Below are 13259 nucleotides of genomic sequence, written 5' to 3' on the forward strand. Positions count from 1 at the left end.
ACCGGACAGGGCATCGGGGACGGTCCCGGGCCGCAGGCCGGGCCCGGGGGTGCGGCACCTACGAGCTCCCGGGGTGGGGCGCGTACCGAGGCACGAGGTGCGGCAGGTACCGAGAAGCGAGGTACGGCACGCGCCGAGAGCCGAAGTGCTGCCCGTACGGAGCCCCCGGGTGGGGCCGCCGTACAGCGGGCGGCATCGCCGAGCACACCGCGTACCACTCCGACGACCGCCACGGGCTCCCCTCGTCAACCGGTCTCGGGGAGCGGGAGGTCGCCCGCGAACCCGCGGCACGACGCGCCGGGCGCACCGTCGGTCAGGGCGCCGGGTACGCCTCCGGTCGCCTCGGCGGCCGGGCCGTCCGGCACGCCGGGTGCTGCCCTGCCGTCCGCCGGGCCGGCTGCCGGGCCGTCCGGCACGTCGTCGGGCGCCCGGCCGGGTGGACGGTCCAGGTCGGCGGTGGCCAAGCCGGCCTCCGGGGTTGCCGACGGGGCGGGCGCTGCGGGTGGTAACTCGGTCGTGCCCGGTGGCGACGTCACGCCCGGTGGCGGGGCCGTGTCCGGTGGCGGAGCTGAGGCCGCTCGTTCGGCGTCGCGTGGGGAGGGGTCTGCTGGCCTCTCCCCGGCCATGCCTGTGGCGATGCCCGTACGGAAGCCCGTCGGCGCGCGGTCCCCGCTCACCTCGGCGGGCAGGGTCGCGATGCCGCCGCGCCGGCTGCGGAGCGCCGCCCCGTCGCGTACGGGCGGCAGCGGCACCGCCCCCTCCCCCAACGCTCCCTTGTCCCCCGCCCACACGCCTTTGCAGCGCACCGAAGCACCTGCGCCAACGGGCACCACGGATCCGGCGCCGACGGCCCCTGTCGTTCCCTCCTCGTCCGACGCCCCTGCCGCCGCACCGGCGGGCGGGGCTGCCGCACCGGCCGCTTCCGCCGTACGCCCCGACGCCCCCCAACGCGCCATACAGCGGCGGGCTGCTGGCCCTCGCCGGCCGATCGCGCCGCAGCAGAGCGGCGCGCCGGAGCCCGCCCCGACCACGGACGCCGCACCCGGCGCCGGCCCGACGCCGCGCGGCGACTCGATCCCGCAGGCGCCAGGCACGGCGCCAAGCCCGAGCCCCGCCCCGCGCCCACGTCCGATCGGGGACACGTCCTCTCCCGAGAAGACGTCCGCCCACACGTCCGCGAACACATCCGCGAACACGCCTCCCCACAAGCCCGGACGTACATCCGCGCGGGCGGACACCGCCGATACCGGCCATCACTCGGCCCCTGCCCCTGCCTCTGCCTCTGCCTCTGCCTCTGCCGTGAGCCCAGCCCCGAGCACGGCTCCGAGCCCGACCACGGGGCCGTCCGCCAGCACGGCTCCGGGTCCGGCCGCGAACAACGGCGGCCACCCGCCTCGGCCGGTCCAGCGAGCAGGCGGACAAGGTGCCCACCGGCCCGTGGTGCAGCGGACCGCAGGAACAACTGCTCAGCGCCTGGGACTTGGCGCTCCGCTGCTCTCGGGCGCGGACACCGGTAACCCGGTCAGGGATGGTGCGGCCGACGCACAGCCGGTGCGGCCTCCGGCCGACCGCGACCGTACGCCGGGCCCGGCACGGCCCTCTCGGCCCGCGGTCCAGCGGAAGCCGCTGATCGGCGCGCCGGCCGAGTCCACCGCGGTCCGTCGCCAGGACGCTGCACCGGCGCCTGCACCCACCGCGACGTCGGCGTCGGCACCGACGTCGGTGCCGACACCAGTACCGTCGCCGACGCCCAGGCCCGCAACCGCACCTGTACCTGCACCCGCACGGGTCCAGACATCGGCGGCGTCCCCGTCCCCGAGCCTGAACCCGGCCTCGAACCCGACCTCGAACCCGGCCCCAGCCCCGGCCCCGGCCTCGAACCCGACCTCTGCCCCGTCCCTGCCCCCGTCCCCGTCCCCGTCCCCGTCCCCGTCCCCGTCCCCGTCCCCGTCCCCGTCCCCGGTGCAGCGTTCCGCGAGGGCCGCCGAACACCCCACCACCGCGGCGCCGTTGAAGGTCGCCCGCCCATCGGAGACCCGTACCTCAGAGAGCCACACGCCGGAACCCCGCACGCCGGAACCCCGTACGCCGCAATCCCACCCGTCGGAATCCCACCCACGGCAACCCCATGGGCCGACGACGAGCCACGTGCCGACCGCCACCGCCCCCCGTTCGCCTCTCGGCGCTCCCCTCAACGCTCCCCCCGCCACCCGACGGGCGCCGCTCGCATCGGCACGTGCCCTGGACTCCCTTACCCGGCAGCGGCCCAACGGCCAGCAGGCGGCGGCCGATGCCCCCGCAGCAGTGCAGCGCTCAACCGGGCAGACGACACCCGTCGCCCCCGCACCGGTACAGCACTCAACCGCGCAGACCGCCGCACCGGCCGTCCCGCTACGCACCGTGGCGCGCACTCCAGGAACTGCAGGCACTCCAGGCACTGCAGGCCCCGCGCATACGGAGGGCCCGGCGGGCACAGCGGCACCGGCGCCCCGACGCACGACGGGGGTCCCCGCCGTCCCCCTGCGGAAACCGGCACCAGCACCGGCACCGGCACGGACACTGAACCCCTCGCTCGCTCCGTCCCGTACGGTCCGCACCGCACCTGCCGTCCCCGGTATGCCCATGGTGCAGCGTGCGCCCACCGCCCCCGGCGCCCCGGCCCCGCACCCGGCCCCGCCCACGGCTCCGGCCCCCGCTCCGGCCAAGGCGACGCCCGCCCAACCCCTCGTGTCGGCCGCCCCACCCACCCGTTCGCCGTCAGCCACGCCCGCCGGCCCCACGCCGGCAGCAACCCACCGCCCGATCCAGCGCACCCCCAGCTCCTCCACCGCCGCCCCCAGCACCACGAGCACTTCCCCCGCCTCGTCCGCCTCGTCCACCACTCCCACCTCCCCAGACCCCACCGACCCCGCCGCCCTCGACGCCCTGGCCCGCCGGCTGGTAGCCCCCCTCTCCCGGCTCCTCCGTGCCGAGCTGCGCGGCGACCGCGAGCGCATCGGCCGACTGCGCGACCACGGCCGCTGACCCCCGCCCGGCCCTGCAACCCCACCCACCTCCACCCCACCCGAAAGACCACCCACCATGCCCCAGGCCCAGGACCCCGGCTCCACCGTCTTCTTCAAGCTGACCATCGACGGCCAGGACCTCGGCCTGTTCAACGGCTGCGACGGCCTGGCCTCCGAGGTGGAGGTGGAGCAGCGGCAGGAGGGCGGCAACAACGGCTTCGTCTGGCAGCTGCCCACCCGCGTGACGTTCTCCACGATCCGTCTCACCCGCCCCCTCACCGCCGACACTGCCCGTGTGGCCGCCTGGATCTCGTCCCTCGCCACCGGCATCAGCAGGCCCACCGCGCAGATCGCCGCGCTGCGCGCCGACGGTTCGATCGTCGCGCAGTGGGGACTGGTGGAGGTGCTGCCCGTGCGCTGGCAGGGGCCGAGCCTGGACCCGGCCAGCCCCGGCGTGGCGACCGAGACGCTGGAGATCGCGCACCACGGTTTCACCGATGCGGGAGGTGCCTGAGGTGGCCGCACCCACCGGCGGGAAGGCGGGCGCGAGCCTGGTACGGGCCGCCCTGGCGATCCACCAGCCCCCCACCGACCTCGGCGGCTCCATCGGCGGCCGCATCGGCGAGGTGGAGTTCCAGTTCAATCCGACCCAGTTGCAACTCGGGCGGGAGGCGGAGTGGCACACCCAGACCGCGGTCGCCTACATGCGGGGCGCACCGCCCAAGTTCACCGGGACCCGGCCCGCGACGCTCCAGCTGGAGGTGTTCCTGGACTCCTCCGGCACCCCGAACTCCGGAAAGGTGCAGAAGCAGGTCGAACTGCTGCTGTCCTGCTGCGAGGTGACGGCACAGAGCGTCAACTCCAAGCGCCCTTCGCCACCTTGGGTACGGTTCTCCTGGGGGTCGTTCAACACGGTGCAGTTCGTGGCGTACGTGACGAATGTCAGCGCCACGTACACCCTCTTCAACCCCACCGGCGAACCGATCCGCGCCACCTGCACGCTGTCCCTCACCGAGGTGGCCATGCCCACCAAGGGGCAGAACCCCACCTCCGGCGCGCTCTCCGCCCGCCGTATCCACCGCACGGTCGCGGGTGACTCGCTCGCCTCGCTGGCCTGGCGGGAGTACGGGGACGCGACGCGCTGGCGGCTGATCGCGGAGGCGAACGGGATCGACGACCCGATGCGACTGCGGCCGGGCACGGAGTTGCTGCTGCCCGCCGCGGACGAGGACCCTCCCGAAAGCCTCCCCACCGACCGGCCCGAAAGCCGCCCCGAAGGCCGTTCCGCACCCCACCAGGCCGCCCGATGACCAGCGAGCATCCGATGAGTGAGACCCGATGAGTGAGAAGACGTACACCAGCGTCCTGCACGCCGAGATCGGCGGCACGACGCTGCCCGACAAGCTCGCCGCCCTCCTCATCGAAGGCTGGGTGGACGCGAGCGTGAATGTGCCGTCCGCCTTCCAGCTCACCTTCAGTGACGCGGGATCGGACATCCTGAAGACCTTTCCGCAGATCAAGGTCGGTGCGAAGGCGGTGCTGTCGCCCTTCACGGACGGGCAGCGCGGCACGCCCATGCTGACCGGCGAGGTCACCGCGCTCGAGGTGGACGCGGACGCCAGCGGCAAGTACCTGGTCGTACGGGGCTACGACCCGGGGCACCGGCTGCTGCGCAACCGCCGGGTCGCGGGCTACCCCAATATGACCGCGAGCGACATCGTGCGCCGTCTCGCCGGTCTCAACCAGCTCTCCCTGGGCAAGGTGGAGCCCACCCGCACCGTCTACGAGCTGGCCACCCAGCCCAATGTCACCGACTGGGACTTCCTCACCCGCCTCGCCCAGGAGAACGACGCCCACCTCTCCTTCGACCCGAAGGGCAAGCTGCAGTTCGGCAAGCTCACCCCGGCCTCGTCCGCGCCCGCCGACAGCACACCGGCCGCGCAGAGCCCGTACGTCCTGGAGTTCGGCCACAACGCCATGCACAGCCGGATCGCCGTCACCGCCGCCGGGCAGGTCGACAAGGCCGGCGCGCGCGGCTGGGACATGCGGGCCAAGCGTGCACTGTCCGCGCAGTCCCCGGCCACGACGAGCAAGGACATCGTTGCGGACATCGCGCCCTCCGCGCTCAGCAAACCGTTCGGGAAGGCCGAACTGACCGCCACAGACACCCCGTTCACCACCCAGGCCCAGGTCACCCATGCCGCGCGGGCCCTCGCCGACGATGTGGCGGGCTCCTTCGCGGAGCTGGAGGTGGCGGTCACCGGCAATCCGGATCTAAAGCCGGGCCAGCCGGTGGCGCTCAAGGGCGCCGGCTTCCCCTTCGAGGGGAAGTACACGGCGACCGGCGTCCGTCATGTCTTCGAGTCCGGGCGGCCGTTCACCACCTGGCTGACCGTCTCCGGGCGGCAGTTCCGGTCGCTGTACGGGCTCGCCTCCGGCGGCGCGGAAGCGGCGCCGCCGATGCCGGGCGTGGCCATGGCGCTGGTCAGCAATGTCAAGGACCCGTTGCGGCTGAGCCGGGTCAGGCTGCGCTTCCCCTGGTTGTCGGACACGTACGAGAGCGACTGGTGCCGGATCGCGCAGCTGGGCGGCGTACGCGGCGGCGGTCTGATACTGCCCGAGGTGGGCGACGAGGTGCTCGTCGCCTTCGACCGGGGCTCGCTGGAGCATCCGTACGTCCTGGCCGGGCTGTACAACGGCATCGACAAGCCGACGCCCAACACGGACGGGCTGCAGCCGGTGGACCCGACCAGCGGCCGGGTCAACTGGCGCTCCCTCGCCTCGCGCAGCGGTCACACCGTCGAACTCGTCGACGCCAAGTCCCGCATGAAGAGCGGCATCAGGCTGCAGACCGGAAACGGCAAGCTCACCGTCCACATGGACGAGACGCGCACCCAGGTCACGATCCGCAGCGACGGCTCCGTCTCCATCACCGGGACCCGGAACGTGAGCATCAAGGCGGGCGGCAACCTGTCGCTCACCGCGGGAGGGTCGCTGACGATGAGCGCCGGCGGGGCGGTCGACATCAAGGCCGGCGCGAAGTTCGGCGTCATGGCGGGCGCCGCGGCGGACATCAACGCGACCGGCGCCATCAGCCTCAAGTCGGCCGGCGCGGTGGCCGTCAACTCGGTCGGCGCGGTAGCCGTCAGCGCGGCCGGCGCGGTGGCCGTCAACGCAGGCGCCGCGGCGGCCATCAGCTCGCCGGCCACGGTCGCGCTGAGCGCACCGGCCGTCCTGCGCAACGGCATTCCTTTCTAGGGGCTTGAGGAAGTTGAGGGACATGCGTCTCAAGGGGGTCACCGGACATGAGTGAACAGTTCGTCGGCGCGGGCTGGACCTTTCCGCTGCGTACGGACCCGGGCGGCGGCATCGCGCTGGCCCGCCGCGAGCGTGAGATCGAGGAGTCGATCCGGCTCGTCCTCGCCACCGCGCCCGGCGAGCGTCCGATGCGTCCGGAGTTCGGCTGCGCCGTCCACGACATGGTCTTCGCACCGGTCAACGAGGCGACGGCCGGGCGCATCCGCTACGAGGTGCGGTCCTCACTCGACCGGTGGGAGCCGCGTATCGAGGTACAGGACGTCGAGGTCAGCCCGGCGCCCGACGATCCGTCCGTGCTGTTCATCGACGTGCGCTACAGCGTGCGCGGCACCAACAACCCGCGCAGCCTGGTCTTCCCCTTCTACGTGATCCCGTCCACGGAATCCCCCTCCACCGCGTCCACCGAAAGCGAAGCCTGATGGCCCTGCCCGCACCCCATCTCGACGACCGTCGCTTTCAGCAGTTCGTCGACGACGCCAAGCGCTACATCCAGCAGCGCTGCCCCGAGTGGACCGACCACAACGTCTCGGACCCGGGGGTGACCCTCATCGAGGCCGTCGCCCATATGGCCGACCAGATCGTCTACCGGCTCAACCGGGTCCCGGAGAAGAACCACCTGGCCTTCCTCGACCTGCTGGGCGTCACCCTCTTCCCGCCCTCCGCCGCCCGCGCCGACGTCACCTTCTGGCTCTCCGCCCCGCAGCCCGAGCCGGTCGTGCTGCCGGCCGGGACGGAGGTGGCCACCGGCCGGACCGAGACCGAGGAGGCGGTGGCCTTCGCCACCGAGGAAGACCTGACCGTCGTGCCCTGCGAACTGGCCGCCGTACTGCGGCAGGAGGCCGGGACCACCCCCGAGGACTGCGGGCAGGACATCTTCGGCGGCCGCGATGTGGCCGTCTTCGCGGCCGCCCCGCAGCCCGGCGACACCCTGTTGTTCGGGCTGTCGGCGGCGGTGCCGCGCTGCGCGGCCGTACTGCAGCTGGACAGCCGGGTGGACGGCGTCGGCGTCGACCCCCGCCAGCCGCCGCTGCGCTGGGAGGCCTGGACCACCGACGGGTGGACGGAGTGCGAGGTCGAGGAGGACTCCACCGGCGGCCTCAACCGGCCCGGCGAGGTCGTCCTGCACATCCCGGCCGGGCACACCGGCTCCCGCATCGGCCGGACGGATGCCGCCTGGCTGCGCTGCCGGGTCGTCGAGGCCGCGCCCGGCCAGCCGTTCTACAGCGCCTCGCCGACCGTACGGGCCGCCGCCGCGTTCACCATCGGGGGCACCACGAAGGTCGCGCACGCCGACGTGGTGAAGGACGAGATGCTGGGCGAGTCCGCGGGCGTGCCCGGCCAGCGGATGCGCCTGGCGCACGCGCCCGTCGTCGCCGACCGCCCGCCGCTGCGGCTGGAGGTCTCCGACGGGGACGGCTGGCAGGAGTGGCAGGTCGTCTCCGACTTCGCGGCCTCCGGCCCGGACGACCGGCACCTCACGCTGGACGAGGCGACCGGCGAGATCGCCTTCGGGCCTTCGGTGCGCCAACCTGACGGCTCGATACGGCAGTTCGGGTCCGTACCGGCCAAGGGCTCGGTGATCCGGGTCCCGTACTACCGCACCGGCGGCGGCCGGTCGGGCAATGTGGCCCGCGGCGCGATCCAGACCCTGCGCAGCTCGATCCCGTACGTGGCGCGGGTGGAGAACCGGGAGGCGGCGCGCGGCGGGGTGGACGGCGAGACCGTGCAGGAGGCGAAGGTCCGCGCGCCGATCGCGCTGCGCGCCCAGGAGCGGGCCGTGACCGCCCGCGACTACGAGGAACTGGCGCGGCGCGCGGCCCCGGAGGCCGCCCGGATCGCCTGCCTCGCGGTCGATCCCGCCGAGCGCTCGACGGGCGCCGCGAGCGCGTCGGGCTCCGGTGCCGGCGGGACCGGCCAGGCCGGCGGCACCGGCCGGACCGGCGAGAACGCCGTCCGGGTCCTGGTCGTCCCCCAGGCCGTCCCCGACCGCGGCGGCCGGCTCCGCTTCGAACAGCTGGTCCCCGGCGAGGAACTCCTCGGCCGGGTCACGCAGTTCCTCGACGAGCGCCGCCCGCTGGGCACCCGCCTCGCGGTCGGCCCGCCCTTCTACCAGGGCGTCACGGTCGTCGCGACACTGCACTCCTTCCGTGCGGCGCGGGCCGACCGGGTACGGGCCGAGGCCCTGGACGCGCTCTACGCCTACCTCGACCCGCTGACCGGCGGAGCCCACGGCGACGGCTGGCCCTTCGGCCGCCCGCTGCGCGCCGGTGAGATCTTCGCGGCCCTCCAGCGGGTACCGGGTGTGGAACTCGTCGACGAGGTCCTCCTGCACCCCGCCGACCCGCTCACTGGCCGGCGCGGTGAGGCCACCGACCGCATCGAACTCGGCTCCTCCGCCCTGCTGTTCCCCTTCGACCACCGCGTCCGCGTGATCGAGGCACGATGAGGGGCACCCCCGCGGGGATGGCCTCCCCGCACCCACTGGGCGGACAGCTCCCCGCCGTCTACGCCGACGACGACTTCGCCCAGCGCTTCGTCGAGGGCCTCGATGTCGTGCTGGCCCCGCTCTTCAACGTCCTGGACTGCCTGGAGAGCTACTTCACGCCCGCCCTCGCGCCCGAGGACTTCGTCGACTGGCTGACCACCTGGGTCGGCACCGAACTCGACGGGACGGAACCGCTGGCCACCCGCCGCCGCGCGGTGGCCACGGCCGTCGCGCTGCACCGTGTGCGCGGCACCCGGCGCGGCCTGTCGGACGCCGTCCACCTCGCCTTCGGCGTACGCCCGGAGATCACCGAGAGCGGCGGCGCGACCTGGTCCGCGCGCCCACTCGGTGCCTTCCCCGGCTCACCGGACCCCGGCCTGCGGGTGACCCTGCGGGTCCACGACCCCGCCGCCACCGACCCGCACCGTCTGCACGCCGTCGTCGCAGCGGCCCGTCCCGCGCACCTCCCCTTCACGGCCGAGGTGACCCACCTGCCCACCCCTGAAGGAACCTGACCCATGCCCACGGACCACACCATCTGCCCCGACTGCGGCTCGCCCGCCTCCAAGAAGGACCAGTCCTTCTGCGACTCCTGCGGTGCCTTCCTGCGCTGGGACCGGCCCGCGTCGCCCTCGCCCACGGCAGAGCCGGAGCGTAGGCCCGCCGCGGCCGACCCGACTCCCGCCTCCCCCGCCACGGACGCCCCGGCCCCCGCCGCCGGCCCGAGCGCCCCGGACCGCCCTGCCCCCTCCGACGCCGGCGCTCCTGCCACACCCCCGACCGGGCCTGCCTCAACTCCCGCGCCCGCCACCGGCGACGGCCCCCGCTCGGCCGCCGTCCCGAAGCAGGACGCCCCGAAGCAGGACACCTCCGCGGAGACCACCGCGCCACTCCCGTCGACCGCCCCGCACCACGAGGGCCCGGGCCGTTCCCACCCCGGCCCGGACGGCCAGGACGGCCGGACCACCTCGCCCACCCCCCGGCCGGCCGGCCAAGGGGGTGTCTCCGAAACCGGCATCCGCGCCCTCCTGGTCCCCGTACCGGGCGACTCCCCCACCCCGCCCCCCGCGGCGCCCGGCGGTGTGCTGCCCGGCCGTCCCGAGGCGGCCCGGCCCCGTGTCCGTACCCCGCACGCGGCCCCGGAGCCCGAGGACGGCGCACCGTGCCGGAGCTGTGGCACGCTCAACGCGCCGGGCCGCCACTTCTGCCGGAGCTGCGCCGTCCTGCTGACCGACACCGCGGCCGAGGCCGCCGAAGGCCCGTACGCCGGGGAGCGTCCGCGGCTGCACCGCAACCGCGGCCGGTGGATCGCCCGGGCGGTGGTGGCGGCGGTGGTCGTGGGCGTCGTGGTCGGGGGAATCATCGGGGGCCCGCCGGCCGCGCGGGCCATTCAGGACCACTTCGCCAAGCGCGTCCCCATCCCCGCCACCACCTGGAACGCCTCGCACTCCGGCCCCAGCCACGATGTGCGGCTCGCGTTCGACGGCTACTCCAACACCTGGTGGGGGACGGGCTATGCGGGCAACTCCAACGGCCAGTACCTGGAGGCCGGATTCGGTCAGCCCACCGACCTGCTCAACCTTCTGATCACCCCCGGCTCCACCCCACGCACCCCGCAGGCCGCCGACCCGGCCCGTCCGCGCGATTTCGACCTGATCGTGACCGACTCCGCGGGCAAGCAGTACACCGGGCACCGCCGGATCAACGACGGCGGGGTACAGAAGATCGATGTGGCGGTACGGAACGCGGTGAAGGTACGGCTGGTGCTGCACTCCGCCTACGGCACCGCGGACGACAAGCAAGTGGCCATCTCCGAGCTGGAGTTCTTCGGCCGCTCGGCGGGATAGCCACCGGGGACCGGGACGGCTGAAACGTCGCCCGCCCCCGGACAAGCCCCCGAACGACGTGCGCCCGGCGCGCAGCCCACTGCGCGCCGGGCGCACCGCACCGCGCTCGCCCGTGCCCTGAGTCGGCGATGCGGGCCGCCGGACACCCGCCTGCCGCCCACGCATCTGCGATCAGGTCACCGGTGGATCCCCGGTTCCGGCTCCCGGAAACCGCTACCGGTCCCGGACGCCTCCACGAGCACCTCCCCGGCCGCCGTCCGCACGTACAGCACCGACCGCCCGGCCCTCCGTCGCCGCACCAGCCCCGCGTCCAGCAGCACCCGCAGATGCCGCCCCACCGACCCCAGCCCCTGCCCGGTCACGGCGACCAGCTGGGTCGTACTCATGGGAGTCCCGAGCAACACCAGCAATCCGGCTCGCGCAGTCCCGATGAGCGCCCCGAGCCCGGCCGGGACGGGCCGCCGGTCGTGGTCCTCGGCGAGCACCCCGAGACACGGGTAGACGACGGCGTACCGCTCCCCTGCCTCCCACGACACCCACCCGGTCCGGGGCGTCACCGGCATGAACAGCAGCTCCGCCCCGGCGGCGATCTCCCGCGGCGGATACGTGTTCAGGTTGACCTGGAAACGGCTCTCCCCCAGCCACCGCGTCCCCGGCCGCAGCTCGTCCAGCACGGCCGCCCAGCCGCCCTGGCTCACCCGCGCGGTCCGCGCGACCACGTCGGCCTCCAGGACGCGCCGCCGACGCTCCCAGTACGGCCGTACGGTCTCCTCCCAGACGTACGTCAGGAGCGCGGTCGCCCGCTCGGGCAGGTCGTCCCGCTCCAGCGCGGTGGGGAGCGGCCCCCGGAGGGACACCCGGAGGTTGCTCCGCGCCTCCCCGGCCCCGGCCGCCCGCACCCGGGACACGGTCTCCTCGAAGCCCTCCCCCTCGCACGAGGTGGGGCAGACGAAGTCGGCGATCCAGGACGTGCCGAGCGCCGCCCGCACGAGCAGCGCGGTCACCGGGTCGGCCGCGAGGCGCGCGCGGTAGCCGGGCAGGTGCGCGCGCAGCCAGGCCGTCTCGCCGGGATGGGCACCGGTCCCCACGTGCAGCAGCTTCAGGCTCGCGAAGGTCTCGGCGAACGGCGAGAGCACGAATCGGCTGCGGGCGAGGGTGTCGGTGTCGATCTGCCATAAGCCCATGCGTACGACCTTTCGCGTGTCGGCGAAACAGTAAACACGGTCCCCGGTCCGCTCCGAGACTCCGGTGCATGCGCAGCTACCGAACCCTGTTCCGCACCCCGGAGTTCACCCCGTTCCTGTTCTCCTTCGCCGCTTTCGCCGCGGCCCAGACGATCGGCGGCCTGGCCCTCGGCACGCTGGTCTTCCGGGCCACCGGCTCCCCGCTCCTGTCGGCGGTGAGCATGTTCGGCCCGCAACTGGCGCAGTTGGTGGGGGCCGCGTTCCTGCTCTCGGGCGCCGACCGCCTGCCCCCGCGCGCGGTCCTCTCCGGCCTCGCCCTGGTCTTCGCGGCCGGTACGGCGGTGCTGGCGCTGCCCGGTCTGCCGGTCGCGGCGGTCTTCGCCGTCGTCCTGGCGCAGGGACTAAGCGCGTCCCTGGGCGGGGGAGTGCGCTCGGGGCTGTTGAACGACATCCTGTCGAAGGACGGCTATGTCCTGGGCCGTTCGGTGTTCAACATGCTCTGGGGCCTGATGCAGGTGGCCGGTTTCGCGACGGGCGGCGCGCTGCTGACGCTCCTGCTCCCGAGGACGTGCCTGCTCCTGGCGGCGGCGCTGTACGTGCTGTCGGCCCTCGGCACCCGCCTGGGCCTCACGACCCGCCCTCCCCCAAGCTCTCGGCTTCGCTCGAGCAGGGGGAACCCCATCGCTCCTCCGGCCGCCCGTCCGTCGCGGCGACCTGGCGCACCAACGCCCTCCTGTGGTCCTCGCGCCCGCGCCGGCTGACGTACCTGGGCCTGTGGATCCCCAACGGCCTGGTGGTCGGCTGCGAATCGCTCTACGTCTCGTACGCCCCTGGAGCCGCCGGCACGCTGTTCGCGTGCGGGGCGGTGGGCATGTTCCTGGGCGACGTGGCAGTGGGCCGCCTGGTGCCGCCGGCGGTGCGCCCCCGTCTCGCGACGCCGCTGCGCCTGCTGCTGGCGGTTCCCTACCTGTTCTTCGTCCTACGGCCGGGAGTGGCGCTGTCGGCCGTGGCCGCCGCCGTCGCCTCCGTCGGCTTCGGCGCGGGCCTGGTCCTGCAGGAACGCCTGATGTCCCGCACCCCCGACGACCTCGCGGGCCAAGCCCTCGGCCTGCACTTCGTCGGCATGTCCGCGGTGCAGGGCGTCAGCGCGGCCCTCGCGGGCATGACGGCCCAACTGACCTCCCCGGCCGTGGCGATGACGGTGCTGGCGGCCGTGTCGGCCACCGTGACCCTGACCCTCGCGGCCCTGGGCCGGCACGAGGAACCACAGCCGGCCCCGGCCGTCCCCGGTACGTATCCGGTCGCCCTGCCGGAACCCGCCGCCGTAGAACCAGCGCCGCGCCGAACACCCTCCCCGTGAAGTCCGGTCTGCACAGTGGAGGTTCCCTCCCGCAAGGGGCCGGTCGCGCGCGTCCTCCGT

Annotated in this window: 10 protein-coding genes and 1 pseudogene; 9 read left to right on the forward strand and 2 right to left on the reverse strand. The window is 74.3% G+C overall.

Annotation, left to right across the window (positions count from 1 at the left end; translation table 11 throughout):
- Nucleotides 1-245 precede the first annotated feature (245 nt).
- Nucleotides 246-464: a hypothetical protein gene (locus AB0G84_RS08790; protein WP_361317515.1), complete on the reverse strand. Its 219-nt coding sequence runs from the start codon at nt 462-464 to the stop codon at nt 246-248.
- Nucleotides 465-2616: 2152 nt separating this feature from the next.
- Here AB0G84_RS08790 and AB0G84_RS08795 point away from each other — a divergent pair.
- The 8 genes from AB0G84_RS08795 to AB0G84_RS08830 are packed head-to-tail and all read left to right on the forward strand — an operon-like array spanning nt 2617 to nt 10655.
- Complete coding sequence (locus tag AB0G84_RS08795; protein WP_361317518.1) at nt 2617-3024, forward strand: hypothetical protein; 408 nt, start codon at nt 2617-2619, stop codon at nt 3022-3024.
- Between the two features lie 57 nt (nt 3025-3081).
- On the forward strand, nt 3082-3519 hold the full coding sequence (locus AB0G84_RS08800) for a phage tail protein (RefSeq protein WP_085926543.1): 438 nt from the start codon (nt 3082-3084) through the stop codon (nt 3517-3519).
- A complete protein-coding gene (locus AB0G84_RS08805; protein WP_361317520.1) occupies nt 3503-4315 on the forward strand; it encodes a LysM peptidoglycan-binding domain-containing protein in 813 nt (270 codons plus the stop codon). The genes AB0G84_RS08800 and AB0G84_RS08805 overlap by 17 nt, the downstream gene beginning before the upstream one ends.
- A gap of 28 nt (nt 4316-4343) precedes the next feature.
- Nucleotides 4344-6263, forward strand: a complete 1920-nt coding sequence (locus tag AB0G84_RS08810) for a VgrG-related protein (RefSeq protein WP_361317522.1) — start codon at nt 4344-4346, stop codon at nt 6261-6263.
- Between the two features lie 47 nt (nt 6264-6310).
- The gene (locus AB0G84_RS08815; RefSeq protein WP_361317525.1) at nt 6311-6742 is read left to right on the forward strand and encodes a GPW/gp25 family protein; all 432 of its coding nucleotides are present in this window, start codon (nt 6311-6313) and stop codon (nt 6740-6742) included.
- The gene (locus tag AB0G84_RS08820) at nt 6742-8769 is read left to right on the forward strand and encodes a putative baseplate assembly protein (protein ID WP_361317527.1); all 2028 of its coding nucleotides are present in this window, start codon (nt 6742-6744) and stop codon (nt 8767-8769) included. The genes AB0G84_RS08815 and AB0G84_RS08820 overlap by 1 nt, the downstream gene beginning before the upstream one ends.
- Complete coding sequence (locus AB0G84_RS08825) at nt 8766-9323, forward strand: phage tail protein (protein ID WP_361317529.1); 558 nt, start codon at nt 8766-8768, stop codon at nt 9321-9323. The genes AB0G84_RS08820 and AB0G84_RS08825 overlap by 4 nt, the downstream gene beginning before the upstream one ends.
- Before the next feature lie 3 nt (nt 9324-9326).
- Nucleotides 9327-10655, forward strand: a complete 1329-nt coding sequence (locus AB0G84_RS08830; RefSeq protein WP_361317531.1) for a hypothetical protein — start codon at nt 9327-9329, stop codon at nt 10653-10655.
- 176 nt (nt 10656-10831) lie between these two features.
- Here AB0G84_RS08830 and AB0G84_RS08835 read toward each other — a convergent pair whose 3' ends face one another.
- Nucleotides 10832-11839 carry a helix-turn-helix domain-containing protein gene (locus tag AB0G84_RS08835; RefSeq protein ID WP_361317534.1) on the reverse strand — a complete coding sequence of 336 codons (1008 nt, stop codon included), beginning with the start codon at nt 11837-11839 and terminating at the stop codon, nt 10832-10834.
- 68 nt (nt 11840-11907) lie between these two features.
- Between AB0G84_RS08835 and AB0G84_RS08840 the strand changes: the two are divergent.
- Nucleotides 11908-13199 (forward strand): annotated as a pseudogene (locus AB0G84_RS08840) (MFS transporter).
- Nucleotides 13200-13259 lie beyond the last annotated feature (60 nt).

Source organism: Streptomyces sp. NPDC020742, assembly GCF_040641675.1.
Taxonomy (GTDB): domain Bacteria; phylum Actinomycetota; class Actinomycetes; order Streptomycetales; family Streptomycetaceae; genus Streptomyces.